A 26,113-nucleotide genomic window follows, 5' to 3' on the forward strand; every position below is an offset into this window, starting at 1 on the left:
AGCATAGCGGCCCACCGTGCTTTACGTAGCAGCTTTCGCCACGGGCGGGCTTGATCAGCAGATTCTAGTCTTTTGTGGGCGCGGTGGCCGAGCTGTTTTCTCCAGCCTGTGGCAACTGCGAGGACAAGGGCGGTGGGGTGCAGACGCGGTTGCGGCCGCCATGCTTGGCTTCATACAAGGCCTTGTCGGCGCGCGACAGCATGGCGGCGAGCGCTTCACCATTGCCCAGTTCTGCCACGCCAAAACTGGCGGTCAGTTGCAGTACGTGAGCGGGTAACACCACGCGAATGTCGGCAACGGCTTCCCGCAGCCGCTCTGCCACGACAAGCGCGCCATCGATGGCGGTATCCGGCAGCAGGGCTATGAATTCCTCGCCGCCAAAACGTGCAAACAGGTCTACATCGCGCAGCGTTTGCTGGCAGGTGCTGGCCATGCGGCGCAATACCTCGTCACCGATGTCATGCCCTTCCTGATCGTTGATGCGTTTGAAGAAATCGATGTCGATGGCGATCACGCAGAGCGGGGCTGCGCCGCGGGCAGCCCGGCGCAGCTCGTGGTCGGCGCGTTCGTAAAAGGCGCGGCGGTTCAGCGCCCCGGTGAGTGCATCGGTATTGGCGAGTTTTTCCAGTTGCTGTACCAGTTCGCTACGTTCGCGCAACGTAGTCAGCAGGTGTTCGTTGCTGGCATCCAGCGAGGCAGTGCGCTCGACAACTTGTGCTTCCAGCGTGTTGTTGAGTTCGGCCAGTTGCAGCGTTTTCAGCGACAGGGAATCAACCAGTTGCTTGAGCGACAGGCTGAGCTGGTTGGCCTCGCGGTAAATGGCGCCGGCGGGGATGGCTGCGTTGTGCTCGCCGGCGCGCAGCCGGTCTGCACTGCGGCTGAGCTTGCGCAGCGGGTGGGCAATTACGCCGGCCAGCACGGCGCCGATCACGGCAAACAGCAGTGTGCAGGCCAGCCCCACCCACAGGATGCTGGTGCGCAGATTGCGCACCGACTCGAAGGCACGATCCGCTGGTTGCCGCACCAGAATCTGCCAGCCCAGCTGGGCGGGGCCATCGCTCCGGGTTTGCAGCAAGCTGGTGAGGTATTCCTTGCCGTCAGGCCAGCGCAACACGCTGCTGTGTATCGGGCCCTTGAGCTCCGGCAGCGCCACGCCTTCCAGTCCGTTGGGGGCCAGGATGACCTTGCCGTTGGCAGCAAGCATGAAGGCCTGCACGCCGTGCTGACTCATGGGCCCGAAAATCTTTTGTTCGACCGAGCGCGCCCATTCAAAGGACAAGTGGGCACCGATGACGCCGGACAGCTTGCCCTGCAGGTCGTAGATGGGATAGGAGACATCCAGAAAACGCAGCGGCTCTCCCGACGCTGGTGGCGGGAGCAGTTTGGCCAGCAACTTGGCCTCGTGCACATCGCCGATGAAGGGGCCTTTCAACCCGGCCTTGAACCATGGCCGGGCGCTGACATCGGCACCATCAAGCAAATGGTCGGCAGCATAATGCACTTTGCCTTGCGGATCGGCCATGCCTATCCACGCGTATTCCGCATAGTTTTGCTTGAGCTGCTGCAGGATGGCGCGATTATCCTCGGCCGGCGTGGCTGGATCGCGGATTTGCTTGATTTGAGCAATCACGCTGACATCGCGCAGGCGCGCTTCCAGGCCGTTGGTGAGTTCGTCATGCATGCGATCGGACAGCGCATAGAGCGAGCGGTCGATGTCCGCAGTCACCATCTCCGCCGACAGGCGCTCCAGCACGCTGGACAGGGTCAGCACAATCAACGCCGCAACAATGGCAAAAGCCGCGCCGAGGGCAGTGCGCAAGTCGAGTCGCATCGGGCAGGCTCCACGAGTGTTCCCGAGGACAGTCTAAGCGCTAATGCCCGGGAGGCCCAAACCGGACGGGCAGAGCCTAGGCGAGTGGTGCATTGTGCCCGTCCAGCGGCTGCCGCCCGTTCAAGCCTGGTCGCGAATCGCGTTCAGTGCCTCGTAGCAAGCCCCCATGGTGTGGTAGTCGGTCTTGCCGGCTGGTGATTTTTCGTCGTCCACCTTGGCATTCTCCGGGGTCAGGATGCGGAACCAGGCGCCGTAGTCATGATCGACAAAATGTTGCCAGCTATAGGCCCAGATGCGGTTGTACCAGTCCCAGTATTGCTGCTCGCCGGTGGCGTCGGCCAGCAACGCGGCGGCGGCAAACGATTCGGCCTGCACCCAGAAGTATTTGTCCTGATCGTAGGGTGCGCCGCCCAAGTCGTAGCCGTAGATCAGCCCGCCGTGTTCGTGATCCCAACCGGCTTGCATGGCGGCGTCGAACAGCGTGCGTGCGGTGGGCAGGTGCCAGTCTGCCGGTGCATGCCGGTCGAGAATGAGCAGCAGCTTGGCCCATTCGGTCTGGTGGCCGGTCTGGAAGCCCCAGGGGCGGAAGATATTGGTCCGGTCGCCTTTGTTGTATTCAAGGTCGGGCTGCCAGTCGGGCTTGAAGTGCTCCCACACCTGACCGCCGGTGAGGCCCGCCTGGCGACGGGTGAAGTTGCTGGCCAGCAGTTGGGCGCGCTGCAGGTAGCGTGCCTCGCCGGTGGCCTCGTACGCTGCCAGCATGGCCTCGCAGCCATGCATATTGTCGTTCTGGCCGCGATAGTCGGTCAGCACCCAGTCGGCGCTGGCTTCGCTGGCATAGACGCCATGTTCGGGCAGCCAGAAGCGCTGTTCCATCAAGTCATAGGTCTCGGCCAGCCAGTCGCGGGCCTCGGCAATGCCGGCCTTTACGCCGCAAGCGTAGGCCAGCATCACGAAGGCGAGGCCATAGCAATGGTTGGTGGCATCGATGACCTTGCCTTCGCGGATCAGCCAGGCATAGCCGCCGGTTTGCCGATTGCGGTGCACATTGCGCAGATAAGCCAGACCATGGCGTACCCACTCCAGATATTGCGGCTTGCCGAACTGGCGATAGGCCATGGCGTAGTTGAAAACAAAGCGCGTGCTGGAGACCAGATGGCGGGTGACGCTGTCGTAGATGCGCCCGTCATCCTTGTAGAAATGGAAAAACCCACCGGCCGGGTCGACCGCGCGCGGGTCGTAGAAGGACAGCGTGTGGCGGATGTGATCGAGCAGAAAGGCGCGGCTCTGGAATTGCGGGCTTGCAGCGGACATGACGGGCTCCGTTTCGACAGAAGCCCAGCATAACGCTGCCGCGCCGTGCTGAAACTAAGGGGTAATCTCTACCGTGCCGTTGCCGCGCGCAATGCCCTGCACGATCTGGTTGTTGCCCACGCGCACGCGCACGATCTGGCCCTCGGCAGCCGATTGCAGCGCGGTGCCTTCGTTGCTGACCTCGATATCGCCGTCGCGGAACAGCACTTTCACGCGCTGGTTCTGCTGGATCACCGTGGCAGCACGCAGCATTTCGGCACGCAGCACGCCGCCCGATGCAACGGCGGAATTGAGCGTACGCCCCACCGCTTGCGCCGGGTCGAGAATCACGCTGCCGGGTAGTACTGATAAATCCCCCTGCTGGGCAACCAGATCACCCGGCTGGATTTCCTTGCCGGCAGACAAGGGCCGGGCCGCCACATAGTACGTGGCTTGCAGCGCGACCTTGACCGGGATGTTGATACCCCACGCCGCGCCATCGATACAGCGCACGCGCAGCATGGTGTTGCCGATCAGCCGGCCCCCACTGGGCAGCTGAATATCGAATGCGTTGCAGGCATCAAGCTTGAGCCGATTGTCGATCTGCCCGATCTGGTAGCTCGACAAGCCTTGGCTGTTGGCCAGTTGGCCATCCAGCCAATCTGCCACCGCGCGTTGCAACACTTTCATGTCCTGCGCTGCGGCGAAGGAGGGCGGGGAGAGCAGCAGCGCGCACAGTGCGGCAGCGGAAAGGCAAAAATGAGAGCGCATGGCCGCATGATAAACCCAGCGTGCACTCAATTGCAGCACGGCATGTGCGGACTATCGGCTAGAATCGGTGCACCGCATGCCCGAGCCCGCCCGCCATGTCCCAATCCACACGCTACGTGATCAAGGTTGTTGCCGAGTCGTTTTTCCTGCCCGAGCAATCGGACGAGGACGAAGATCGCTATGTGTTTGCCTACCAGATCACCATCATCAACCAGGGCGAAGTCGCTGCCCAGTTGCTGTCGCGGCACTGGATCATCACCGACATGGACAACAAGGTGGAAGAGGTGCGCGGTATGGGCGTGATCGGCGAACAGCCGGTGCTGGAGCCCGGCCAGTCATTTGAATACATGAGTGGCGCCACCTTGCAGACCCCGGTGGGCACCATGCGCGGCAGCTATCGCATGCGTGGTGTCGATGGCTATGAGTTCGAGGTGGATATCCCCGAGTTCGTGCTGTCGATTCCGCGCGTATTGCACTGAGCCCGGCTGGTATTTGCCGCCCCGGGCCCCATCTGTTTGCTCTGCCCACCCGCCCCGAGATCCGTATGACCCCACCGCAAGCCCCTGCTGCCAAACCCGCGTCGCGCAATGACTGGCAGACCATACGCGCGCTTCTGCCCTATTTGTGGCAATACAAGCAGCGCGTCGTGCTGGCGCTCAGCCTGCTGGTGCTGGCCAAGTTTGCCAACGTGGCTGTGCCGCTGGTGCTCAAAAACATCGTGGACCATCTTGATACCGGCAAGGCGGCCCTGGTGGTGCCGCTGGCGCTGGTGCTGGCCTATGGTGCCCTGCGCTTCTGTTCATCGGTATTCGGTGAATTGCGTGATGCCGTGTTTGCCAAGGTGACACAGGGCGCCATCACGCGCATTGCGCTGCAGGTATTCGACCACCTGAATGCGCTCAGCTTGCGCTTTCATCTGGAGCGCCAGACCGGCGGCATGAGCCGCGACATTGACCGGGGCACCAAGGGCATTGCCTTCCTGCTCAATTTCACGCTATTCAACATCCTGCCTACCTTGGTGGAAATCGTACTGGTGGCGGTGATCCTGCTGAAGAAATACGACTGGTATTTCGCGGCGATCACCTTTTTCACCATCGTGATCTATATCGCCTTCACCTTGGGCATTACCGAATGGCGCATGCGCTTCCGGCGTGAAATGAACGACCTGGATTCCAAGGCCAACACGCGCGCCATCGATGCCTTGCTCAATTTCGAGACGGTCAAATACTTCAACAACGAGCGCTGGGAGGCCGAGCGCTACGAAAAAAGCCTGCGCAAATGGGAAGATGCCGCAGTCAAGAACCAGGTATCGCTGTCGCTGCTCAACGCCGGGCAGGCCGGCATCATCGCGCTGGGCGTGACGGCGCTGGTGTGGTTGGCTTCCAGCGAGGTTGCGAATGGCCGGATGACCCTGGGTGATCTGGTGCTGGTGAATGCCTTCTTGCTGCAGCTGTATGCGCCGCTCAACTTCCTCGGCTTTGTCTATCGCGAAATCAAGCATTCGCTGGCCGACATGGAAAAGATGTTCACGCTGCTGGGTCAGAATACCGAAGTACAGGACAGCCCGGGTGCCAAGGCGCTGGCCACCAGCGAGGCTGCGCTGCATTTTGATCAGGTTGACTTTGGCTATGATCGCAACCGCCAGATTTTGCATGGCGTAAGCCTTGCCGTGCCGGCGGGGCATACCGTTGCGGTAGTGGGCACCAGCGGCGCGGGCAAATCTACCTTGTCGCGCTTGCTGTACCGCTTCTATGACGTGTGGGAGGGGCGCGTCAGCATCAACGGACAGGACTTGCGTGATCTGACGCAGGCCAGCCTGCGTGCGCACATCGGCATCGTGCCGCAGGATACCGTGCTGTTCAACGACACCATCTACTACAACATCGCCTACGGCAAGCCGGGCGCGAGCCGTGAAGAGGTTATCGAGGCCGCCAAGGCTGCGCACATTTATGACTTCATCCAGAAGCTGCCGGATGGTTTCGACACCATGGTGGGTGAGCGCGGCCTCAAGCTCTCTGGCGGCGAGAAGCAGCGCGTGGCGATTGCACGCACCGTGCTCAAGAACCCGCCCATACTGATTTTCGACGAAGCCACCTCGGCGCTGGATTCAAAAACCGAAAAAGCCATCCAGGCTGAGCTGAAAGCCATTTCGGCCAATCGCACTACGCTCATCATCGCGCACCGGCTATCCACCATTGCCGATGCTGATGAGATCGTCGTGCTGGACGGCGGCCGGGTGATTGAGCGCGGAGACCATCGCAGCCTGCTCGAGGCCGATGGGGCGTATGCCCGCCTGTGGGCGTTGCAGCAGCATGATGACGAAAGCCAACCCCTGCCATTGCTTTCCGCAGGTTAACGCTAGCGGTTTTCAATTGTAGGGATATCGGGCAGAATCGAATTCAATCATCCCGGTTTGTAAATTCGCAGAGGAAGCATGTTCTCGATTCTCAGCAAGAAAATGGAAGTAGCAGTTACCAGTACCGCAAAACATCTTGGTATCGGGCATGCAGGTAACCCCGCCGATTTTGGCGGTATCGTTCGTATCGAAGTCGTGGTGGATCAGGCTGTCAGTGAAGGTGGCGAACTCAGTGTTTACCGTGAGGGCGATGAATCTGCCGCAGTTGTGTTGGGTAATGTCTCTGCGGGAGAAGTCGTCCCGGTTGGTGTGCATTTCATTCTGTTGCCCAACGGTGTGAATCGGCTGGTGTTTATGCTGCGTGAAGCCAGCGGTCTGGTTTCGGTTGCTACCCATGACTTGACGGTGGAGAACGTGGGCTCGCTCGCGGAGGAAACCGCAACATTGATGCGTGCTGCAGGCTCCCCGTTGTTTTTTGTCGGCCCCTGCGATTCGACTGTCTACCCCTATGGCAAACACGTTGCTTGGTTTGATCGCCCAGATGCCAAGGACCATATCCGCAAACTGCAGGAACGTGGCGAGATCAGTGCTGAGGAAGCCGCGCACTTGGCCCATTTCGTCGACAAGGGCTTTTTGATGGTGGAAGGCTTGATCGATGACAAGCTTGTTGATTCGGTCAACGGGGAAATCGATGCTGCCATTGCCGAGGGTTATCAGGGTTACAAGCTGGGTTCGAGCCAGCGCATCGAGCATTTGCACCTGAGCCGGCCGAACATGCGCAAGCTGTGGCTGGATGCACGCCATCGTCGCTATGCCGATCTGATCTTTGGCGTGCAATCGCGCCCGTGCCAGACGCTGACATATGTCTTTGGCAGCCAGCAGGATGAACATCAAGACCTCATTCACCTGACGCCTTTCCCGGCAGGCTATATGTGCGGGGTATGGATTGCTTTGCAGGATGTGGTGGCCGACAGTGGCGAACTGGTTGTTTACCCGGGCAGCCATCGCGAACCGCGCGTATATCTGCAAGGTACCGGGTGCGCCAAGGTCAAGGGCAACTGGCAGGAATTCGGCGAAAAGGTCTGCTCGATCTGGGCGGCAATGACCCATCGTTATGAGAAATTCATTTATCGCCCCAAGAAGGGCACCGTGCTGATCTGGCATGAAAACTTGTTGCACGCCGGTTCGGTGCGCCTTGACCAATCGCTTGAGCGCAGATCGGTGGTCATTCATTCTTTTGCAGACGGCGCAGCCGTCTATTACGATTCCACAGGGCTGAACGGCAGCGCTGCGCGCCGCGAACTGCTGGTTTGAGGGTTTCGTGAATTGCACGCCACAGGCCGGCCCCCGGTCTGTGGCGTTTTCATTCCTTCTGCATGCATGAAGACTGGACTAAGGTGAAGTAAAGACAAGTCCATATGCGGTCATAAGGGAAATCCGCTAGAATGCGGGCCAATGCTTGGTCTCCGTAGTTAAATGGATATAACGGCCCCCTCCTAAGGGGCAGTTACAGGTTCGATTCCTGTCGGGGGCGCCAGGCTCTTGTGCCCTATATGACGACCGTTCATGGCCAGCGATACGCAACGCTACATCTTGCCTTTGGCGCACTTCCCTCTTTCCCTCTACCCGACGGGCGCGGCTCTGCGTGCCTGCGTCGGGCCGCTCAGAACAAATTCATAAGCATCTACAAACAGGAGTTTTCCCATGCAACGCAGCACAAAGATCGTCTCGACGCTCGGTCCTGCTTCAAATGACTCGGAAACGCTGGAGCGCCTGCTGTCGGCCGGCGTCAACATGGTTCGCCTGAACTTTTCGCACGGTACCGCGCAAGATCATCTGGATCGTGCAGCGCTGGTGCGTGAAATCGCGCGCAAGCACAGCCGTGCCGTGGCGGTGCTGGTTGACCTGCAAGGCCCGAAGATCCGCGTGGGCAAGTTTGAACAAGGCAAGATCGAGCTGGCCAATGGCGACCATTTCACCCTGGATGCCAACTGCACCATGGGTAACCAGGAGCGTGTCGGCCTTGATTACAAGGAGCTGCCGAACGACGTTGAATCGGGCACCATCCTGCTGCTGGACGATGGCCGCATCGTGCTGGAAGTGACTGATGTGGTCGGCAGCGAAATCCACACCGTGGTGAAGGTGGGCGGGTTCCTGTCCAACAACAAGGGCATCAACCGCCAGGGCGGTGGCCTGACCGCGCCGGCGCTGACTGCCAAGGACATGGAAGACATCAAGGTGGCCGCACAGCTGCAGGCCGATTATGTCGCCGTGTCGTTCCCGAAGTCGGGCGCCGACATGTACATGGCCAAAACGCTGCTGCGCGCTGCGGGCAGCAAGGCGCTGCTGATTGCCAAGATCGAGCGTACCGAGGCCATCGGCAACCTGGAAGAAATCCTCGATGCATCCGACGGCATCATGGTGGCGCGTGGGGACCTCGCGGTTGAAGTAGGCGAAGCGGCAGTGCCGGGCTTGCAGAAAAAGATGATCAAGCTGGCGCGCCAGAAGAACAAGCTGACCATCACCGCTACGCAGATGATGGAATCGATGATCAGCAGCCCGGTGCCGACGCGTGCGGAAGTCTCCGACGTCGCCAACGCGGTGCTCGATGGTACCGATGCGGTGATGCTGTCGGCAGAAACCGCCTCGGGCAAGTTCCCGGTGGAAACCGTGACGGCCATGGCGCGTATCTGTCTGGAAGCGGAAAAGTCGCAAGACAGCAAGATCAACGACGAAGTGCTGCGCCAGGGCGCCTTCACCCGTGTTGACCAGAGCATCTCGATGGCCGCGCTGTTTGCTGCCAGCCACCTGAATGTGAAGGCGATCGCGGCGATGACCCAATCGGGTTCGTCGGCACTGTGGATGAGCCGCTTCATTTCGGGCGTGCCCATCTACGCACTGACCCCGGAAGAATCGACCTACAACCGTCTGGCGCTGTTCCGTGACGTGTACCCGGTAATGATCTCGCACGAGAACACCAACCGCGAAGACCTGCTGGTGCGCGCCGAGGTGGAAATGGTGCGCCGTGGCATCGTGCAACATGGCGATCTGGTGGTGTTCACCTTTGGTGATGTCGTCGGCCTGGGTGGCGGCACCAACAGCATGAAGATCGTCAAGGTTGGCGAGCGCAAGCCGCGCTGATCCGGACTGGTCATGCAAAAACGGCGCCCATCGGCGCCGTTTTTGTTTGGTGCGCATGCTGTCAGGCTTGGTTGGCCGGCAGCGACCTGGCCAGCCTGAAGCCCAGATCATCAATGCGGAAATTAGGGTGGCTCTTGCGCCGGCAGGAAGCGCGGCAAGCCTCCGGCCCGTCTGACCAGCCGCCGCCGCGGAAAACACGATATTCGCCATAGATGGCGGGATCGTACAAATCCCAGCACCATTCCCACACATTGCCCAGCATGTCGTAGAGTCCCCAGTCATTGGTGGCCTTTTGCCCGACATCATGCAAGCGCTGCGCCGAATTGCCGGCATGCCAGGCAATCTCGTCCAATGCGCCGTAGCGTGCCTCGTTCGAGCCGGCGCGGCAGGCAAATTCCCACTCGGCCTCGCTGGGCAAACGATAACCGTCGGCCTGCCAGTTGCAATGCACTGCGCCATCTGCGGCAACGGTATAGCAGACAGGCAGCCCGGCCAGTTGCGACAGCGTATTGCAGAACCGGATGGCATCCAGCCAGGAAAGCTCTACAGCCGGTTTGCTGCCTGAAACGGGAGGTGTGCCGATGATCGCGTTGTATAGCCGTTGCGTCACCGGGTGGCACGCGAGCAGGAATGCATCAATACGCTCGACCCATTGCCGCCTACTGCCTTCGTCTATCAGGGTGATCAGGCCCGCATCAATGCGGACCATCTCTGCTGCTACCGCTTGCAGTGTATTCGGCAAGCTGGTGTCGGGGTGCGTTCTGCCGGGGGTGGTTTGAACTGCGGACATCTGGGCGCCTCGGGGATGCCCCCGAGGCCTATTTGCCGTGGGGATCTCAGGATTTGTGTTCGATGATCTGGCCGCCGCAGCCCTGGAAGCACTGATCGTACTCACTGCTGCAGTGATAGGTGTTGGCCGAGGTATAGCAGCTGTTTTTTTCTTTCAGACAGTTGGCCTTGTCTGCATCATTTTTGGCCAGTACCAGACAGCGGTTCTGCCGCAGCAGTTCGTTGCGCTCGCAGCGGTCTTTCTCCTCGCGGGCGATGCGGTTTTCCCGTGCCGTGCACTGATCACGCGTCCTGTTGCACACCGAGGTGCAGGCCACCCCTTCGGGGGTGGATGGGGCCACGTATTCATACGATACACAGCCGGCAAGCAAGGCGGACAGCAACACGGCCAAGGAAAATCGCATCATTGCTCCGGGTCAGAAACGGAAACGGCCGAACATCTGTTCGAGGAAGTCAGCCATCGACTTCAGTTGATGCACGGTGTCGGTGGCGCGCTGCATGGCGTGATCGGATGCCTGCATCTTGTTGGTGATGCTTTCGGCACTTTGCGCCATGGCCGTGGTGGCATTTTGCTGCTCGCGCGTGGCATGGGCAATTTCGCCCATTTTCTGGATCACCGCGTCCATGTTCTCGCGGATATGGGCAATCTTGCCGGCAGCGGTGTCGGAGAGTGCCACGCCGCTTTGCACCGCATCATGCGTTTTCTGCATATTGCCGACGGCGGCATCGGTTTCGGTGCGCACGCCGTCGATCATGCTGGTGATTTGCAGCGTGGCCTGGCCGGTGCGTTCGGCCAGCTTGCGCACCTCATCGGCCACCACAGCAAAGCCACGGCCTTGCTCACCGGCGCGCGCCGCTTCAATGGCGGCATTCAGCGCCAGCAGATTGGTCTGATCGGCGATTTCCTTGATCACCTGGATGATGCCGCTGATTTCCTGCGAACGCTGGCTCAGTCGGCCCAGCAGGGTGGACAGTTCTTCGACCTCATCAGCCGATTTGCCGACTTCGCGCGCCACGTCACGCACCGTCGAGGCCGATTCGCCCGACAGCTGGGCCGTGGAGCCAACCAGATCGTTCGCATCGTGCGCGTTTTCAGCAATGTGGCTGATACTGACGGTAATTTGCTCGATGGTGGCCGCATTGGAGGCCGACAGATCGGAAAGCTGCTGCGAATCGCGCGACAGCTCGGACAGCACGCTGTTGATCTCGGCCACCCCCTGTGTCAGGCGGCCGGTTTCCTGGCGCAGCTCGCTGAACATATTGCGCAGTTGGGCCACGAAGCGGTTGAAGGCATCGGCGGTCTGGGCAATTTCGTCATTGCCGGCCACGTCGATCTTGCGGGTGAGGTCGCCCTGGCCCTGCGCGATTTCCTGCATGGCATTGCGCACTCGCGTCAGGCCACTCAGCAACTGGTTCACCAGTGTACTGGCCAGCGGAATGATGATGACCAGCACCACCACCAGCGCACCGAGACACATCATCAGCAGCGTATTGAGCGAGGACAGCACCGCGCTCTTGTCGATGACCAGCGCAAGGTAGAACGGTGTGCCCTCAATGCTTTGCAGGTAGAAGTACTTCATGTCGCCATCGATGGCGATCTCCTGCAATGCGTGCGATTCGGCCATGGCGCCGAGCTTGCCTGCGGCCAGATCGGGCGACAGGTCGGTCGTGGGCTTCATCGACATGTCCGGCTTGGCGTGGGCGAGCACGATGCCTTCCTTGTTGGCGAGGAAAGCGTAGCCGTTGCCGGTCAGCTTGATGCCCAATACATCCTTGACCACCTGATCCAGATAAATGTCGGTGCCGAGTACGCCCTTGAGCTGACCATCAAGCTTGACCGGTGCAGCAAAAGACACGATCAGTCGTTTGGAGGCTGCATCGACATAAGGCGGCGTCAGGATGGGTTCGCCTGCGCTGGCGGCCTGCTGATACCACGGCCGGCTGGTGGGGTCATAACCGGCAGGTAATTCCAGCGGATGGCTGGGGATCATCGTCTTTTCGGCTGTGCCCAGATAGGCCACTTCGAATTTGGCGCTTTTTTCCACCTGCAGCAATGCGGCGGCAGGTTCGCTGGCGCTGGCAATTGCCTTGGCGCCAGCTGCGACGACTTCCTGTTTGTCGAATATCCAATTGCGCAATGCGGCGTTGTAGCCGGTGGCAACGCCGCGGATTTCGCTATTCAGACCATCAATGACCTGGGCGCGCATGCGGAAATACGCCGCGCCGGATAGCAAGGCGGTTACGCCGAAGGTGAGTACGACAATAAAAGCAATAAGCTTTGTACGCAGTGATTGCATGGCAGTCCCCAAACGCAATTATTTTTGTTGGTGCATACAAATTAGCGGGGAATTAACACATTTGCATAGCGCTGTTTATCATACTTGACATTCGGTACTGAATTACAACTTGTTTCAGGCGCGATTCACGCTCAATACGCCAACCACGTCAGTCAGCCGTGAGCGTATGCGTGCCAAATCGTCGGCGCTGCGAATTTCCACCGTAAAGCGCATTTTGGCCAGGGTATCGCGCGAGAGCGTATTGACGCCGGTCACGTTGATTTTCTCGCGCGACATCACGTCGCTCAGGTCGCGCAGCAGGCTCGGGCGGTCATGTGCCTCGATCAACAGGTCGGTGGAGAACACGCTGCCCGCATGTTTGCCCCAGTCTGCACTGATCAAGCGTTCGGGCGATGCCACAGCAAGCCGCTTGAGCGTGGCGCAATCGGTACGGTGGATGGAAATGCCGCGCCCCTTGGTGACAAAGCCGACTACCGCATCTGGCGGTACTGGCTTGCAACACTTGGCCAGCAGGGTCATCAGCTTGTCGACTCCTTCGATCAAGATGCCTTCGCCCTGGCCGCTGGCACGGGCACGCTTGATGACGTCGTCGGGGTTGATGGTGGTTTCGACCACCGGTTTTGCATCAGCGGTCAGCGCATCGGCCAGCTCGCGCAGTGTGACTTCGCCATGCCCCAGCCCGGCCAATAGTTCATCCAGCCCCTTGTAGCCCAGGCGCTGGGCCACGGCATCCTGATTGGCCTGGGTGGCGCCGTTGCGCGCGGCTTCCTTGTCGTAGATGGCGCGGCCGTTTTCGATGGCGACATCCAGATTCTGCTGGCGTATCCATGCACGCAGCTTTTGCTGTGCGCGGGTGCTTTTCACATAGCCCTGATGCAGCCAGTCCAAGCTGGGTCCGCCTTCCTTGGCGGCAATGATTTCCACCCGCTGGCCGTTCTCCAGCGCGGTATGCAGCGGCACGATCTGGCCGTTGACCTTGGCGCCACGGCAACGGTGGCCCAAGTCGGTGTGCAAGTGATAGGCAAAGTCCACCGGGGTCGAACCCTTGGGTAGGGCGATCACGCGGCCGGCCGGGGTGAGGGCATAGATGGTGTCCTCGAACAGCTCTGCCTTGAAGGCATCTGCCAGTTGGGCATCCGAGGCAAGGTCGCTTTTCCAGTCCAGCAGCTGGCGCAGCCAGGCGATTTTTTCTTCGTATTTGGCGTCACCCTTGCCGCCTTCCTTGTAGCGCCAGTGCGCGGCCACGCCCAGCTCGGCGTGTTCGTGCATCTCGAAGGTGCGGATCTGCACCTCGACCGCCTTGTCGTCCGGGCCGATCACGGCCGTGTGCAGGCTGCGGTAGTTGTTGCCCTTGGGGTGGGCGATGTAATCGTCGAACTCACCGGGAATGGGCTGCCACAGGTTGTGCACGATGCCGAGCACGGTATAGCAATCCTTCAGCTCGGGCACCAGCACGCGTACGGCGCGGATGTCGTACAGCTCGGAGAAGTCGAGCTTCTTTTTCTGCATCTTGCGCCAGATGCTGTAGATGTGTTTGGGTCGCCCCATCAGGTTGGCGCCCGAAATGCCGGCGGTTTCCAGTTCGCGGTGCAGCGTTTGCAGCACATTGCTGATGAACTGCTCGCGATCGATGCGACGCTCGTCCAGCAACTTGGCGATTTTCTTGTAGGTATCCGGGTGCAGGTAGCGGAAACCGAGGTCTTCCAGCTCCCACTTGATCTGCCAGACGCCCAAGCGGTTGGCCAGCGGTGCAAACAGCTCCAGCGTTTCGCGCGCGATGCTGGTTTGCACCTCGGCCGGCGCACCGCCCAGCGCATGCATGGTTTGCGTGCGCCACGCCAGCTTGATCAGTACGGCGCGGATGTCCTCGACCATGGCCAGCAGCATCTTGCGGATGGCTTCAACCTGCGCGGCGGCATCCTGCGGCTTGCCCGTGACATCACGTGCGCCGATATTGGCCAGCACGCGTATCTTGCGCACCTTGTCCACGCCATCGACCAGTTGCGCCACTTCCTTGCCCAACCGGGATTCCACTGCAGCGTGCGCATCCGGCACAAAATCCGGGATGGCAAACAGCAAGCTGGCGATGACGGTGTCGGCATCCAGATTCAGGTCGGCGACGATGGAGGCCGCCGCAACCGCGTGGGTGAACAGTGGATCGCAGATATCGGTCTGGGTCTTGTCACCGTAAACATCGGCAGCCCAGTCCAGCGCGGTACGCAGCCGCTCGACCTGCGCCGGGGGGTAGCGTTCTGCCAGTTGTGCCAACCAGTGCGTCGGGTCGGCCGCTTCAGCGATGGAGAGTGCGAGAGGGCGGGTAACTGCGACCATATTCAAACCTGAGGGATTGAAGGAATTTTGCCGTAATCTGGCTGTCTCTAGAAGCCGGGTTGATCTTTATTTCCCGAATTTTCCATTTCGACAGGCCGCCATGCCCCGCCGTTTTCTCCGCCGCTACCTGCCTGACCATGCCACCCTGCAGAAAAACCGCTTTCTGGCGCGTTTTGCACACTGGTTCGCCCATCCGAATTTATGGCACCTGAATCGCCATTCCGTCGCTGGCGGGGTGGTGGCCGGCGCGATAGGCGGCATGATCCCAGGCCCTCTGCAGGTGATCACGGCCAGCCTGTTGGCCATGCGCTTGCGTGCCAACCTGCCGGTGGCCGTGGTGAGTACCTTTTATACCAATCCGCTGACCATCGGTCCGCTGTACTGGCTGGCTTTCCGGCTGGGTGCGCTGGTCACCGGTCAGCACACGCAAGGCGTGTTCAAGGCCATGCCATCCTGGTCGCAGCTGCCTTGGCAGGAATGGGGGCCAGCGGGCTGGCAGTGGTTGCAAGGGCTGGGTACGTCGTTGCTGATTGGACTGCCGCTGCTGACTGCCTTGCTGGCTGTGGCGGGCTATCTGCTGGTGCAACTGGGCTGGCGGCTGCATATCCTGTGGGCGCTGCGGCAACGCCGGCAGCGCGCAGGAGCTAAGCCCCCTCAATAAGTGCTGAGCTGCGCCAGCTCGTCTTGTAGCCGGTGCAGCAGGGCAAGGCGCTCGGTCGGGATCTGGCCAGCCTTGACTGCGCTGGTGAGCGCGCAATCGGGCTCCTGACGGTGGCGGCAGTTGGCAAAGCGGCACTGGCCGATCAGGGCGCGGAAATCCGGCATCAGATAGGGCAGGTTTTCCGATTTGACGTGTGCCAGGCCGAAGGATTGCAGGCCGGGCGAGTCGATCAGCTCGGATTGTGCATCCAGCTTGTAGAGCGTGGCATTGGTGGTGGTGTGCTTGCCGGAATCGAGTGCGACGGAAATCTCTTTCACGCGCGCGTTGGCTTCCGGGATCAGCGCATTGGTCAGCGTGGATTTGCCCATACCGGATTGGCCCACCAGTACGCTGGTTTCACCTTCAAGTGCCGCGCGTAGCGGCGAAGCATCGTTGAGTGCCGAAACTTCCAGCACCGGGTAGCCCAGCTGCATGTAGTAGGCCAGCCGTGTGCGCGCCTTGTCGGCGCCCGGCAGGTCGCATTTGTTCAGGCAGATCAAGGGTTTGATGTCGCCTGCTTCGGCGGCGATCAGCGCGCGGCTGATCAGCTCGTCCGAGAAACTGGGTTCGGTGGCAACCACGATCACCAGCTGCGTGACGTTGGCGGCGATCAACTTTTGCCGCCACTGGTCCGAGCGATAGAGCAGCGTATCGCGTTCCTGCACCTTTTCGATGACCGCCTGCTCGTGGTTGAGTACGGTGGCGTTGACCCGGTCACCGCAGGCAAAGTCGGTCTTCTTGCCGCGCGTGCTGGCGGCGCGGCGTGTGCCGTCGGCAAATTCGAGAATGTAGGCCTTGCCGTAGCTGGCGACGATGCGGGCGGTGTCGGTCAAATCGGTTCCGTAATCAAAGCGCGTCTATGCGCGCGGCACAGATGAAATCGTTGCGGGACAGGCCGCCGGCGGAGTGGGTGCTCCACACCACGCGGCAGCGGCTGTAGGTGACTTCCAGATCAGGATGGTGATCCTGCTGGTTGGCGATGTAGGCCACGGCATTCACGAAGGCCATGGTCTGATAGAAATCCTTGAAACGGAAGGTCTTTTCCAGTTTTCCGCCCAGCACCAGCCACTCCCTCAGCTCGCTGGCCAGCATTTCGGCAGCAACATCGTCGAGCCGGGCGGCATTGGCTTGGCAGCGTTCGGTGGCAAGTGGCATGGCAGGCTCCTGCGGCGAGGACAACCTTCGTTTTAGGCCAGCCTTTGCAGCGCGGCAATGCGCAGCGCGGCAGGCGGGTGGCTGTCGTAGAACATGCTGTGCAGCGGGTCTGGCGTCAGCGTAGCGGCGTTGTCGCGGTACAGCTTGACCAGTGCCTGGATCAAATCGCCGGCAGAGGATTGCGATGCGGCGTAGGCATCGGCTTCGTATTCATGCTTGCGCGAGAGGATGGAGCCGACCGGGCCAAACAAAAAGGTGAATACCGGCATCACCATGAAAAACAATGTGAGCGCATTGGCGGTGGTTTGCGTGTGCACGCCCAAGCCCTGATAAAACCAGCTTTCGTGAATCAGCTGCCCCAGTAACCACAGCAGACCCAGCATCAGCGCAAAGGTCCATGCCATGCGCTTCACGATGTGGCGATGCTTGAAATGCCCCAGCTCGTGCGCCAGCACGGCCTCGATCTCGTCGCCATCAAGCTGCTTGAGCAGGGTATCGAAGAACACGATGCGCTTGGTCTTGCCCAGGCCGGTGAAGTAGGCATTGCCGTGGCTGGAGCGCTTGCTGCCGTCCATCATGAAGATGCCGCTGGCGGTGAAGCCGCAGCGCTGCAGCAGGTTTTCGATGCGCGCGCGCAAACCTTCATCCGGCAGCGGTTCAAATTTGTTGAAGATGGGCGCGATCCAGGTGGGGAAGATCCACATCAGCAGCAGCGAAAACGCCAGCCAGGTGGCCCAGACATACAGCCACCAGTTGGCGCCCATGCGCTCCATCAGCCAAAGCACGGCGCCCAGCAGCGGCACGCCGATCACTGCCGCCACGGCGGCGGTCTTGAGCAAATCGGCAGCCCATAGCGCCGGTGTGCTCTGGTTGAAGCCATAGGCAGCTTCAATGCGGAAAGTGGACAGCCAGGATATCGGCAGGGTCAGCAAGGTGTTGATGACGGCCAGCAGTGCAATCATGCTGACGCCAGCCAGAATCGGGCTGCTGAACCAGTGCGTGCTCAGCGTGGTCAGCCATTCGATGCCGCCACCCAGTGTAAAGCCGAGCAGGATGATGGCCTCAACCAGTGTGCCTATCATGCCGAAGCGCGTCTTGGCGATGGTGTAGCTGGCGGCACGCTGGTGTGATTCCAGCGTGATGCGTTCGGCAAATTCGGCAGGTACTGCGTTGCGATGGCGGCGTACGTGGTTGATCTGGCGCAGTGCCAGCCACAGTTGCAGCAACACGCTGGCAAAGAGGGCAAAAACAAACAGGATGGTGAACGTATGGGCGGTCATCGCGGCTTGTGAGGTAAAGCGGAGCTAATCGGTAATTATCGCACAGCCTGACCATGCGCCGGGTGGCTTGACGCGAATGGTAGAATGTCCCATCTACAAGCAAAACACCTGCAGGAGCGCGCAATGGCGCAAGACCAGAACAACCTGATCTGGCTGGACATGGAAATGACCGGCCTGGACCCGCAAAACGACAAGATCCTTGAGCTGGCCATCGTGATTACCGACAGCAACCTCGTCACCGTAGCCGAAAGCCCGGTATGGGTGGTGCATCAGCCTGACGCGGTGCTGGATGCCATGGATGACTGGAACAAGAACACGCATGGCCGTTCGGGCCTGATCGACAAGGTGAAGGCATCGACCCAGGCTGCCCAGGATGTCGAGGCCGAGGCACTGGCCTTCATCGCGCAATTCAGCCCGAAATCGGGTAGCCCGATGTGCGGCAACTCGATCGGCCAGGATCGCCGCTTCATGGCGCGCTGGATGCCCGAGCTGGAAATGTGGTTCCACTACCGCAATCTGGATGTGTCCACCCTGAAAGAGCTGTGTAAACGCTGGCAACCGGCGATTTACAAACTATTCAAAAAGAAGGGCAACCATACCGCGCTGGCCGACGTGTATGAATCCATCGACGAATTGAAGTTTTACCGCGAGCACTTCCTCAAGGTACCGGCCAACGAGCTGCCAAGCGATTGAGCGGGGACTTGAAGATCAGCGAGGGCGGCACGATGTCTGATACCTACGCATTGGCCGGGCAACTGGGCCGTTTGCTGCTGGCACGCGGTGAAATGGTGACGACGGCGGAGTCATGCACCGGGGGGCTGATCGCCGGTGCCATTACCGATATTGCGGGCAGCAGCAGCTGGTTTGGTCGTGGCTATGTTACCTATGCCAATGATGCCAAGATTGCCATGCTGGATGTGCCAGCGGTGTTCATCGATACGCTGGGCGCGGTGAGCGAGCCGGTGGTCGCGGCCATGGTGCAGGGCGCGATGATGCAGGCGGAAGCACAATGGGGCGTGGCGGTGTCCGGCGTGGCCGGGCCCGGTGGCGGTTCGGCCGAAAAGCCGGTGGGTACGGTCTGGTTTGCCTGGGGCACGCCGTTTGGCATCGAAACCGAGCGCAAGCTGTTTGCCGGCGACCGCGCTGCCGTAAGGGCACAAACCGTGCTGCATGCATTGGGCAGGCTGGTGCAATTGATAGAGGAAACGGAATGACCACGGTTGTCGTCGTGAAAAAGGACGGCGAGATTGCCATCGCTGCAGATAGCCAGTCGACATTTGGCGATACCGCGCTGGCGGCCAGCTTTGACGCGCGCTGGAACAAGATTTTCAAGGCGCACGGCGGCTATTTTTCGATTTGCGGCAGTGCCGCGCACGATCTGGTGCTGCAGGCTGCGCTCAAGAAGAGCAAATCGCTCGATTTCAGCAGCCGCCCGGCTATTTTCGACAGCTTTCGCAAGTTGCATCCCAAGCTCAAGGAAGATTACTTTCTCAAGCCGGATGAAGAGGATGAGGATGCCTACGAATCGAGCCAGATGACGGTGCTGCTGGCCAATCCGCATGGCATTTTCGGCATTTTCAGCCTGCGCGAGGTCTATGAGTTTGAACGCTTCTGGGCCATAGGCAGCGGGCGCGACTACGCGATCGGCGCGATGCAGGTACTGTACGACCGGCCAGACATGAGTGCTGCCGACATTGCCAAGGCTGGCGTGGAAACCGGATGCATCTTCGACGTGTCATCCAGCCTGCCCATGACGAGCTATACCCTGAAGGTGGCCGAAGCATGATGTTGGGAAATCTGCTCAGCTGGCCGCTGCAGCAGGCGGTGTTTCCGGCTGCGGTCAATCATGCACTGGCGCTGCTGCAGCAACAGGACCTGGCAACCCTGCCGGCCGGGCGTTATCCGCTGGATGGCGACAAGCTGTTCTTCATGATCCAGGAAATGAATACCCGGCCGCAGCAGGACAAAAAGCCGGAGGCGCACCGCGAGCATGCCGATATCCAGTTGCTGCTGGCGGGGAACGAGCGCTATGGCATGGCGCCGCCCGCACCGGAAAGCTGCATTGTGGAGGACCGGCGTGATACGCATGACATCGCGTTTTACGCCGCGCCGGCAGACGAAGTGTTTTTTGACCTGCAGCCCGGCATGTTCGCGGTGTTTTTTCCCGGCGAGTTGCACCGCCCGTGCTGCGCGGTGGCCGAAGCGCAGCCCATACGCAAGGCGGTGGTGAAGATACACCGCAGCCTGTTGGGGCTCTAACCACGTTCAATTCCGGGCGCCGGCTTGTCCGGCCCCGCAAGCAACAATCCGGCCGCCACTGCGGTCGTAGCAAGGAATCAAAGCATGCAAGACACGCTGGAGCGTTTTATTTTCGAGCAGGCACCGGTGCGCGGTGAAATCGTGCAACTGGGCTCGGCCTATCAGGAAGTGCTTAACCGCCATGGTTATCCGCCGGTGCTGCAGAAATTGATCGGCGAGCTGATGACGGCGGCGACCTTGTTGTCAGCCACACTCAAGTTCGATGGCACGCTGGTCATGCAGTTGCACGGCCATGCTGCAGTGCGTCTGATCGTGGTGGAAGTCACCAGTCAGAACACGATACGCGCGATGGCGCGCTGGGAGGGCGATATTCCCGATGTGTCGCTGGGTGAGCTGCTGGGAGAAGGGCGCTTTGTCATCACGCTCGACCCGACCGAGGGTGAGGCTTATCAAGGTATCGTCGGTTTCGAGCCGGGCCAGAGCGTGGCACAGATCATCGAGCATTACATGCAGAGTTCCGAGCAGCTGCAGACGCGTTTGTGGCTGGCATGCACCGATGGCAAGGCTGCCGGTCTGCTGGTGCAGAAGCTGCCGGCCGGCCATGGCGATCCTGATGCGTGGGACCGGGTGCAGAAGCTGTCCGAGACCGTGACCGCCGAAGAACTGCTGGACCTGCCGCCGCGCGACCTCTTGTATCGCCTGTTCCATCAGGAAGAGGTGCGCGTGTTTGACCCGTCCACACCGACCTTTGCCTGCACCTGTTCGCGCGAACGGGTGGGCGGCATGCTGCAAATGGTGGGCAAGGCCGAGATCGACAGCGTGATGGCCGAAAAGGGCCAGGTTGAAGTGACCTGCGAGTTTTGTGGCCAAGGCTATCAATTTGACCAGGTTGACGTGGCCCAGCTGTTTGGCGGCCACGGCACCGACCATGCGGGCACCCAGCTGCATTGAGCTGGTGTTGCGGCAAGCCGATGCCGAAAGCTGTCATGCACCCCGGCTGACCGGCCGGGTATGGCAGGGGCTCAGTCGTCGTCGTTGCCGTGCTGGTATTGATGCCGCAGCGTGGTGTGCTTGAGGTATTGCACCACGCCCTGACGTGCCTCCGGGTGCGCACGCAGGTGTGCGGTGCGGTGCGCGGTATCCGAGATCAGTGCGTCGTCGATCAGCCGGTGGCCGATGGCGGCGATCAGTTTCTTGGTCGAGGTGACAGCATGCTGGCCGTTGCGCAGCAAGGCGTTGCACCAGCGCTCGACAGCGATATCGAGCCCCTCGGTGGAATCGGCGATCTCGTGCACCAGCCCCAGCTCGCGGGCGGCCGGTGCGGCCAGCTCTTCCGCCGTGAGCAGATAGCGCCGCGCCGCGCTGCCGCCGATCTTGGCCATGACGAAGGGCGCAATGACGGCCGGCACGAGGCCAAGCTCTACTTCGGGCAGGCGGAACCAGGCACTGGAGTGCGCGACAACCATGTCGCAACAGGCAACAAGGCCGACGCCCGTCCCGACTGTGGAACCGTTGACACGTGCTATGGTGGGTACAGGGAAGCGATCAAGCAACTGCAGCAAGCGCCCGAGGCGCAGTGCTTCTTCGAAGTTCTGGTGCTGATCGCCTTCCAGCGCGCGTTGCATCCAGTGGTAATCGGCGCCGGAGCAGAAACTGCCGCCGTTGGCGGCCAGCACCAGCACCCGCAGATTGGGGTTCTGGGCGAGTGCCGCCAGCGTGGCGGTGAGCTCTGCCACCATGACTTCGTCGATGGCATTACACCGTTCGGGACGGTCGAGCGTTACTGTTGCAATGCCCGTGGGATTGATGTCGATGCGCAGGGTATCGCTCATGGCGGGCTCATCAGGGTCGGCCGACTACACCTTATGTAGTTCATTACTGCCGTGGTTGCCAGTATTGGGAGTGTGTTAAAGTCCGCGCCGGTTGCCAGAGGCTAGATAAGGCCCAGCGTTCGTACCCAAGAGTGCCCGTGAAACGTCTTTTTTGTCTATTTCCATTTGTTCTGGCGTGTATCGCCGCTTACGCCCAGCCGGTAAAACTGGCCGGGCCGGATGGCGTCGTCCTCTCCGGTGAATACCTGCTGCCGCCCAATGGCAACAGCAATGCGCCGGCCATGCTGCTGCTGCATGGCTGCGGCGGCCTGCGCACCAAGAGTGGCGGCATCAGTGCGCGCCCGGCGCGCATGGCCAGCCTGTTGCAGGAGCTGGGCTATGGCGTGCTGATGCTGGACAGCTTCACCAATCGCGGCGTGCGTGAAATCTGCACGGTGCCGGTGCCGCAGCGCAAAATCGACACCGCGCTGCGTGCTGATGATGCGCAGTTTGCCATCAGCTGGCTGCGGGCCCGACGCGAGATCGATGGCAATCGGGTGGGCGTGCTGGGTTGGTCCAATGGCGCCAGTACCGTGCTGCGACTGGTGGCGCGTTCGGCCACCGGGGTCAAAGTGGCCGTGGCGTTCTACCCGAGCTGTAAACGCTCGCTCGATAACGATCAATACAACCCGGATATTCCCACGCTGGTGCTGATCGGCGAGGCCGATGACTGGACCTCATCCGATGATTGCAAGAAACTCGACGACAGGCTGGCTGGCGATACCTTTCATGTGGTGAGCTATCCGGGCGTTTATCATGATTTCGATGCGCCCAACTCTGAACTGCAGGTGCGCCAAGACATTCCCGACGGTGTGAAGCCTGGCGCCGGCGTGACCAGTGCGCCAGATCCCAGGGCGACCGAAGACGCTTACCGGCGAACTTTCAAATGGTTGTCACTGTGGCTGGACCCCAACCGCAACCCTGCCATCTGGCGTGATGGCTATCAGAGCCAGGCCGGCCGCAAGGCGCCCTGAGCGATGTGATGCAATTGCGCACTGGCATAGCAGGGATAACGCGCATTCATTTTTGTTGTGTGCTGCCATACGCTGCACACGAATCCACCCCGAACAAGGAGCCTGCCATGTCCAGCCTGTCTGCTTTTGATTCCCGTCTTGCCGATGTGGCAGGGGTATCTGTTGTTGCCTCCACCGAGCTGGTGGGCGGCGAAGGGCCCGGCCTGCAGATCGTCGTGATCGAAAACGCGCTCGGTCGCGCTACGCTGACCTTGCAGGGGGCACACGTACTGTCGTTTACGCCGGCTGGTGGCCGTGACCTGCTGTGGGTGTCGCCGCTGGCGATCTATAAGCCGGGCAAGGCGGTGCGTGGTGGCATTCCGCTGTGCCTGCCGTGGTTTGGCAGCCACCCGGATGGCTTGCCGGCGCACGGCTTTGCACGCACTGCGCTGTGGTCGATTGTCGGTGCCGAAGCATTGACCGACGGCCGCACCAAGGTCGTCTTTGCGTTGACGGACAGCGAAGCGACGCTCAAGTTGTGGGCGCATGCATTCCGTTTTGAATTTGCCGTAATCGTCGGCAAGGCGCTGGATGTTGAACTTGTGGCCGAGCACAAGGGCGATGTGCCGGTGAAGTTCACTGCCGCGCTGCACAGCTATTTCAGCGTGCCCAACGTGGCCGACGCGGTCATCAATGGTCTGGAAGGCTGCCCGCGCATTGATACCGTTGGTGGTATCACACGCAGCGTGAACGAGGGTGCGGTGCACATCGTCGGCACGCACGATTCGGTTTACCTCGATGTGCCCGCCGAGCAGACCATTGTGACCAGCGCCGGCACCACGCACGTCTACAGTGCTGATACCAGGAGCGCCGTGGTGTGGAACCCCGGTGAGCAGGCTCTGGACATTGGTGACCTGAAGGAACACTACCCCGGTTTTGTCTGTGTCGAGCGGGGTGATGTTTACGACAATGCGATTGAGCTGGCACCGGGCGCGAGCTACCGCGCCACGATGACCATCTCGGGCTGATCGCGCAATCGCCATGCCCGGTTCGCCGGGCATGGCCGTTTCTGCTGCCCGCAACAGGCGGGCTTATCCTTGATTCTTTGCGAGCCGCGATGAAATACCGCGATCTGCGCGACTTCTGCGCACAACTCGAAGCACAGGGCGAGCTCAAGCGCCTGAGCGTGCCTGTTTCCCCGCATCTGGAAATGACCGAAATCTGCGACCGCACCCTGCGTGCGCAAGGGCCGGCCATCTGGTTCGAAAACGTGCCGGGCTATGGCATGCCGGTGCTGGGCAACCTGTTTGGCACGCCCAGGCGCGTGGCGCTGGGCATGGGTGCACAGGACGTGAGCGCATTGCGCGAGATCGGCAGGACGCTGGCCTATCTGAAAGAGCCGGAACCGCCCAAGGGCCTGCGTGATGCGTGGGACAAGCTGCCGCTGCTCAAACAGGTACTGAGCATGGCACCCAAGGAGATCCGCAAGGGCGTGGTGCAGCAGAACGTGATCGAGGGGCCGGAGGTCGATCTGGCGACCATCCCGGTGCAGCACTGCTGGCCAGGCGACGTGGCGCCGCTGATCACCTGGGGTCTGGTGGTCACACGCGGGCCGAACAAGAAGCGGCAGAACCTGGGTATTTATCGCCAGCAGGTGATCAGCAAGAACCAGGTGATCATGCGCTGGCTGGCGCATCGTGGTGGCGCGCTGGACTTCCGCGAGCATGCCAGGCAGCATCCCGGCACGCCGTTCCCGATTGCCGTGGTGCTGGGCTGCGATCCGGCCACCATACTCGGTGCGGTCACCCCGGTGCCGGATACCTTGTCCGAATACCAGTTTGCCGGCCTGCTGCGCGGCAGCAAGACCGAGCTGACGCAGTGCATCGGCAGCGATCTGCAGGTGCCGGCCACAGCCGAAATCGTATTGGAAGGGCATATCCCGCCGTGCGAAGCGGGCTACAGTGGCGTGTCCGAACACGGCGTGCCGCTGAAAGAAGTCAACGGCTACCTGCATGCGCTGGAAGGGCCGTATGGTGACCATACCGGCTATTACAACGAGCAGGACTGGTTCCCGGTGTTCCAGATCGACCGCATCACGCATCGTGATGACCCGGTCTACCACAGCACCTATACCGGCAAGCCGCCGGATGAGCCGGCCATGCTGGGTGTGGCGCTGAACGAAGTATTCGTACCCATCCTGCAAAAGCAGTTTCCGGAAATCGTCGATTTCTATCTGCCGGCTGAGGGCTGCAGCTATCGCATGGCCATCGTGTCGATCAAAAAGCAGTACCCCGGCCATGCCAAGCGGGTGTTGTTTGGCGTGTGGTCTTTCCTGCGCCAGTTCATGTACACCAAGTACATCGTGGTGGTGGACGACGATGTGGATACGCGCAGCTGGCAGGAGGTGATCTGGGCCATCACCACGCGCATGGACCCGGTGCGTGATACGGTATTGGTCGAGAATACGCCCATCGACTACCTCGACTTCGCTTCGCCCATTTCCGGGCTGGGCGGCAAGATGGGGCTGGATGCCACCAACAAGTGGCCGGGTGAAACCAACCGTGAATGGGGCAGGGTGATTGAACGCGACCCTGCCGTGGCGGCGCGTATCGATGCCATCTGGGCCGAGCTGGGCCTGTAGCCATGCAGCTTGATCCGGTACGCAAAGCCGAGCTGGAGCGCGCCTATCGCGCCACCCGCTACTGCGTGCCTGCGCTGCAACTGGTACTGCGCATCGGCGAGCACAGCCCGGCGCTGGACGCACTGCTGCGCGACAACGGCCTGGAGAGCTGGGCTTTCATCTCCGCGGCCAATCCGTATTCGGGCGTGCTGTGTGATTACGAAAACCGCGCACGCCACCAGAATCTGCTCGATGCCCTTGTCGGCCAACCATTTTGGGAAGGCAGTGGCGAGCCGGACAGCCCCGGCTGGTTGCCTGAACCCTCGGTGCTGGTGCTGGGCATAGCGCGTGATGCCGCATTGGTACTGGCGCAGCGTTTCGAGCAAAACGCCATCGTGTCCGGCAAGCTGGGTGAAGCCGCAGCGCTGATCTGGGCGGTTTGACCCCGGCTTGCCGGTAAAAGCCG

25 protein-coding genes and 1 tRNA gene are annotated in these 26,113 nt (G+C 60.9%); 15 read left to right on the forward strand and 11 right to left on the reverse strand.

What is annotated here, in order from left to right:
• Positions 1-64: 64 nt before the first annotated feature.
• The 3 genes from B9A19_RS06745 to flgA all read right to left on the reverse strand — a co-directional run bounded on the left by B9A19_RS06745 (position 65) and on the right by flgA (position 3,814).
• Positions 65-1,831, reverse strand: a complete 1,767-nt coding sequence (locus tag B9A19_RS06745) for a sensor domain-containing diguanylate cyclase (protein WP_084090015.1) — start codon at positions 1,829-1,831, stop codon at positions 65-67.
• 120 nt (positions 1,832-1,951) lie between these two features.
• Complete coding sequence (locus tag B9A19_RS06750; RefSeq protein ID WP_084090016.1) at positions 1,952-3,145, reverse strand: AGE family epimerase/isomerase; 1,194 nt, start codon at positions 3,143-3,145, stop codon at positions 1,952-1,954.
• Between the two features lie 54 nt (positions 3,146-3,199).
• The gene (gene flgA / locus B9A19_RS06755; protein WP_245804295.1) at positions 3,200-3,814 is read right to left on the reverse strand and encodes a flagellar basal body P-ring formation chaperone FlgA; all 615 of its coding nucleotides are present in this window, start codon (positions 3,812-3,814) and stop codon (positions 3,200-3,202) included.
• A 176-nt stretch (positions 3,815-3,990) separates the two neighbouring features.
• On the opposite strand from flgA, the gene apaG reads away from it, so the two are divergent.
• From apaG to pyk, 5 genes are all read left to right on the forward strand, one after another.
• Entirely contained in the window at positions 3,991-4,374 is a 384-nt protein-coding gene (apaG, locus tag B9A19_RS06760) for a Co2+/Mg2+ efflux facilitator ApaG/CorD (RefSeq protein ID WP_084090018.1), read from the forward strand.
• A gap of 65 nt (positions 4,375-4,439) precedes the next feature.
• The gene (locus tag B9A19_RS06765) at positions 4,440-6,251 is read left to right on the forward strand and encodes an ABCB family ABC transporter ATP-binding protein/permease (RefSeq protein ID WP_084090019.1); all 1,812 of its coding nucleotides are present in this window, start codon (positions 4,440-4,442) and stop codon (positions 6,249-6,251) included.
• 78 nt (positions 6,252-6,329) lie between these two features.
• Positions 6,330-7,565 carry a phytanoyl-CoA dioxygenase family protein gene (locus B9A19_RS06770; protein WP_084090020.1) on the forward strand — a complete coding sequence of 412 codons (1,236 nt, stop codon included), beginning with the start codon at positions 6,330-6,332 and terminating at the stop codon, positions 7,563-7,565.
• A 148-nt stretch (positions 7,566-7,713) separates the two neighbouring features.
• Positions 7,714-7,788, forward strand: a tRNA-Arg gene (locus tag B9A19_RS06775).
• A 167-nt stretch (positions 7,789-7,955) separates the two neighbouring features.
• Positions 7,956-9,392 carry a pyruvate kinase gene (gene pyk, locus B9A19_RS06780; protein ID WP_084090021.1) on the forward strand — a complete coding sequence of 479 codons (1,437 nt, stop codon included), beginning with the start codon at positions 7,956-7,958 and terminating at the stop codon, positions 9,390-9,392.
• Positions 9,393-9,453: 61 nt separating this feature from the next.
• On the opposite strand, the gene B9A19_RS06785 is transcribed toward pyk, so the two are convergent.
• The 4 genes from B9A19_RS06785 to B9A19_RS06800 all read right to left on the reverse strand — a co-directional run bounded on the left by B9A19_RS06785 (position 9,454) and on the right by B9A19_RS06800 (position 14,809).
• Entirely contained in the window at positions 9,454-10,101 is a 648-nt protein-coding gene (locus B9A19_RS06785; RefSeq protein WP_176216821.1) for a formylglycine-generating enzyme family protein, read from the reverse strand.
• A 127-nt stretch (positions 10,102-10,228) separates the two neighbouring features.
• Positions 10,229-10,585 carry an Aq_678 family protein gene (locus B9A19_RS06790; protein ID WP_139798696.1) on the reverse strand — a complete coding sequence of 119 codons (357 nt, stop codon included), beginning with the start codon at positions 10,583-10,585 and terminating at the stop codon, positions 10,229-10,231.
• Between the two features lie 12 nt (positions 10,586-10,597).
• On the reverse strand, positions 10,598-12,478 hold the full coding sequence (locus tag B9A19_RS06795) for a methyl-accepting chemotaxis protein (protein ID WP_084090024.1): 1,881 nt from the start codon (positions 12,476-12,478) through the stop codon (positions 10,598-10,600).
• A 114-nt stretch (positions 12,479-12,592) separates the two neighbouring features.
• Complete coding sequence (locus B9A19_RS06800) at positions 12,593-14,809, reverse strand: RelA/SpoT family protein (RefSeq protein WP_084090025.1); 2,217 nt, start codon at positions 14,807-14,809, stop codon at positions 12,593-12,595.
• A 100-nt stretch (positions 14,810-14,909) separates the two neighbouring features.
• Between B9A19_RS06800 and B9A19_RS06805 the strand changes: the two genes are divergently transcribed.
• The gene (locus tag B9A19_RS06805; protein ID WP_084090026.1) at positions 14,910-15,470 is read left to right on the forward strand and encodes a DUF2062 domain-containing protein; all 561 of its coding nucleotides are present in this window, start codon (positions 14,910-14,912) and stop codon (positions 15,468-15,470) included.
• Here B9A19_RS06805 and rsgA read toward each other — a convergent pair.
• Genes rsgA through B9A19_RS06820 form a run of 3 tightly spaced genes read right to left on the reverse strand, consistent with a single transcriptional unit; the run spans position 15,464 to position 17,944 of the window.
• Complete coding sequence (rsgA, locus tag B9A19_RS06810) at positions 15,464-16,342, reverse strand: ribosome small subunit-dependent GTPase A (protein WP_084090027.1); 879 nt, start codon at positions 16,340-16,342, stop codon at positions 15,464-15,466. The genes B9A19_RS06805 and rsgA overlap by 7 nt on opposite strands.
• A 13-nt stretch (positions 16,343-16,355) precedes the next feature.
• Positions 16,356-16,664, reverse strand: a complete 309-nt coding sequence (locus B9A19_RS06815) for a 4a-hydroxytetrahydrobiopterin dehydratase (RefSeq protein ID WP_084090028.1) — start codon at positions 16,662-16,664, stop codon at positions 16,356-16,358.
• A 32-nt stretch (positions 16,665-16,696) separates the two neighbouring features.
• On the reverse strand, positions 16,697-17,944 hold the full coding sequence (locus tag B9A19_RS06820; RefSeq protein WP_084090029.1) for a M48 family metallopeptidase: 1,248 nt from the start codon (positions 17,942-17,944) through the stop codon (positions 16,697-16,699).
• 123 nt (positions 17,945-18,067) lie between these two features.
• Here B9A19_RS06820 and orn point away from each other — a divergent pair, with 123 nt between their 5' ends.
• The 5 genes from orn (at position 18,068) to hslO (ending at position 21,154) form a co-directional block, all read left to right on the forward strand.
• Complete coding sequence (gene orn / locus B9A19_RS06825) at positions 18,068-18,637, forward strand: oligoribonuclease (protein WP_084090030.1); 570 nt, start codon at positions 18,068-18,070, stop codon at positions 18,635-18,637.
• A 32-nt stretch (positions 18,638-18,669) separates the two neighbouring features.
• A complete protein-coding gene (locus B9A19_RS06830) occupies positions 18,670-19,158 on the forward strand; it encodes a CinA family protein (RefSeq protein ID WP_084090073.1) in 489 nt (162 codons plus the stop codon).
• Positions 19,155-19,730, forward strand: a complete 576-nt coding sequence (locus B9A19_RS06835; protein WP_084090031.1) for an MFS transporter — start codon at positions 19,155-19,157, stop codon at positions 19,728-19,730. Before B9A19_RS06830 ends, B9A19_RS06835 begins: the two co-directional genes overlap by 4 nt.
• Positions 19,727-20,203: a NanQ anomerase/TabA/YiaL family protein gene (locus B9A19_RS06840; RefSeq protein ID WP_084090032.1), complete on the forward strand. Its 477-nt coding sequence runs from the start codon at positions 19,727-19,729 to the stop codon at positions 20,201-20,203. Before B9A19_RS06835 ends, B9A19_RS06840 begins: the two co-directional genes overlap by 4 nt.
• An 84-nt stretch (positions 20,204-20,287) precedes the next feature.
• Positions 20,288-21,154 (forward strand): Hsp33 family molecular chaperone HslO, encoded by an 867-nt coding sequence (hslO, locus tag B9A19_RS06845; protein WP_084090033.1) that lies wholly within the window; start codon positions 20,288-20,290, stop codon positions 21,152-21,154.
• 71 nt (positions 21,155-21,225) lie between these two features.
• Here hslO and B9A19_RS06850 read toward each other — a convergent pair whose 3' ends face one another.
• Positions 21,226-22,035: an enoyl-CoA hydratase-related protein gene (locus B9A19_RS06850; protein WP_084090034.1), complete on the reverse strand. Its 810-nt coding sequence runs from the start codon at positions 22,033-22,035 to the stop codon at positions 21,226-21,228.
• A gap of 137 nt (positions 22,036-22,172) precedes the next feature.
• On the opposite strand from B9A19_RS06850, the gene B9A19_RS06855 reads away from it, so the two are divergent.
• The 4 genes from B9A19_RS06855 (at position 22,173) to B9A19_RS06870 (ending at position 26,090) form a co-directional block, all read left to right on the forward strand.
• Entirely contained in the window at positions 22,173-23,048 is an 876-nt protein-coding gene (locus B9A19_RS06855) for a dienelactone hydrolase family protein (RefSeq protein WP_139798697.1), read from the forward strand.
• A 107-nt stretch (positions 23,049-23,155) separates the two neighbouring features.
• Positions 23,156-24,055, forward strand: a complete 900-nt coding sequence (locus B9A19_RS06860) for a D-hexose-6-phosphate mutarotase (protein WP_176216822.1) — start codon at positions 23,156-23,158, stop codon at positions 24,053-24,055.
• A gap of 89 nt (positions 24,056-24,144) precedes the next feature.
• Entirely contained in the window at positions 24,145-25,668 is a 1,524-nt protein-coding gene (gene ubiD / locus B9A19_RS06865; protein WP_084090037.1) for a 4-hydroxy-3-polyprenylbenzoate decarboxylase, read from the forward strand.
• Positions 25,669-25,670: 2 nt separating this feature from the next.
• Complete coding sequence (locus tag B9A19_RS06870) at positions 25,671-26,090, forward strand: DUF3293 domain-containing protein (protein WP_084090038.1); 420 nt, start codon at positions 25,671-25,673, stop codon at positions 26,088-26,090.
• The last annotated feature ends 23 nt before the right edge of the window (positions 26,091-26,113 follow it).

This window comes from Andreprevotia lacus DSM 23236, assembly GCF_900176275.1.
Taxonomy (GTDB): domain Bacteria; phylum Pseudomonadota; class Gammaproteobacteria; order Burkholderiales; family Chitinibacteraceae; genus Andreprevotia; species Andreprevotia lacus.

Excerpts from the sequence above, each read along its gene's own strand:
- B9A19_RS06745 (WP_084090015.1), bottom strand. The coding sequence starts at position 1,831 with ATGCGACTCGACTTGCGCACTGCCCTCGGCGCGGCTTTTGCCATTGTT.
- B9A19_RS06750 (WP_084090016.1), bottom strand. The coding sequence starts at position 3,145 with ATGTCCGCTGCAAGCCCGCAATTCCAGAGCCGCGCCTTTCTGCTCGAT.
- flgA (WP_245804295.1), bottom strand. The coding sequence starts at position 3,814 with ATGAAAGTGTTGCAACGCGCGGTGGCAGATTGGCTGGATGGCCAACTG.
- apaG (WP_084090018.1), top strand. The coding sequence starts at position 3,991 with ATGTCCCAATCCACACGCTACGTGATCAAGGTTGTTGCCGAGTCGTTT.
- B9A19_RS06765 (WP_084090019.1), top strand. The coding sequence starts at position 4,440 with ATGACCCCACCGCAAGCCCCTGCTGCCAAACCCGCGTCGCGCAATGAC.
- B9A19_RS06770 (WP_084090020.1), top strand. The coding sequence starts at position 6,330 with ATGTTCTCGATTCTCAGCAAGAAAATGGAAGTAGCAGTTACCAGTACC.
- pyk (WP_084090021.1), top strand. The coding sequence starts at position 7,956 with ATGCAACGCAGCACAAAGATCGTCTCGACGCTCGGTCCTGCTTCAAAT.
- B9A19_RS06785 (WP_176216821.1), bottom strand. The coding sequence starts at position 10,101 with ATGGTCCGCATTGATGCGGGCCTGATCACCCTGATAGACGAAGGCAGT.
- B9A19_RS06790 (WP_139798696.1), bottom strand. The coding sequence starts at position 10,585 with ATGCGATTTTCCTTGGCCGTGTTGCTGTCCGCCTTGCTTGCCGGCTGT.
- B9A19_RS06795 (WP_084090024.1), bottom strand. The coding sequence starts at position 12,478 with ATGCAATCACTGCGTACAAAGCTTATTGCTTTTATTGTCGTACTCACC.
- B9A19_RS06800 (WP_084090025.1), bottom strand. The coding sequence starts at position 14,809 with ATGGTCGCAGTTACCCGCCCTCTCGCACTCTCCATCGCTGAAGCGGCC.
- B9A19_RS06805 (WP_084090026.1), top strand. The coding sequence starts at position 14,910 with ATGCCCCGCCGTTTTCTCCGCCGCTACCTGCCTGACCATGCCACCCTG.
- B9A19_RS06815 (WP_084090028.1), bottom strand. The coding sequence starts at position 16,664 with ATGCCACTTGCCACCGAACGCTGCCAAGCCAATGCCGCCCGGCTCGAC.
- B9A19_RS06820 (WP_084090029.1), bottom strand. The coding sequence starts at position 17,944 with ATGACCGCCCATACGTTCACCATCCTGTTTGTTTTTGCCCTCTTTGCC.
- orn (WP_084090030.1), top strand. The coding sequence starts at position 18,068 with ATGGCGCAAGACCAGAACAACCTGATCTGGCTGGACATGGAAATGACC.
- B9A19_RS06830 (WP_084090073.1), top strand. The coding sequence starts at position 18,670 with ATGTCTGATACCTACGCATTGGCCGGGCAACTGGGCCGTTTGCTGCTG.
- B9A19_RS06835 (WP_084090031.1), top strand. The coding sequence starts at position 19,155 with ATGACCACGGTTGTCGTCGTGAAAAAGGACGGCGAGATTGCCATCGCT.
- B9A19_RS06840 (WP_084090032.1), top strand. The coding sequence starts at position 19,727 with ATGATGTTGGGAAATCTGCTCAGCTGGCCGCTGCAGCAGGCGGTGTTT.
- hslO (WP_084090033.1), top strand. The coding sequence starts at position 20,288 with ATGCAAGACACGCTGGAGCGTTTTATTTTCGAGCAGGCACCGGTGCGC.
- B9A19_RS06850 (WP_084090034.1), bottom strand. The coding sequence starts at position 22,035 with ATGAGCGATACCCTGCGCATCGACATCAATCCCACGGGCATTGCAACA.
- B9A19_RS06860 (WP_176216822.1), top strand. The coding sequence starts at position 23,156 with ATGTCCAGCCTGTCTGCTTTTGATTCCCGTCTTGCCGATGTGGCAGGG.
- ubiD (WP_084090037.1), top strand. The coding sequence starts at position 24,145 with ATGAAATACCGCGATCTGCGCGACTTCTGCGCACAACTCGAAGCACAG.
- B9A19_RS06870 (WP_084090038.1), top strand. The coding sequence starts at position 25,671 with ATGCAGCTTGATCCGGTACGCAAAGCCGAGCTGGAGCGCGCCTATCGC.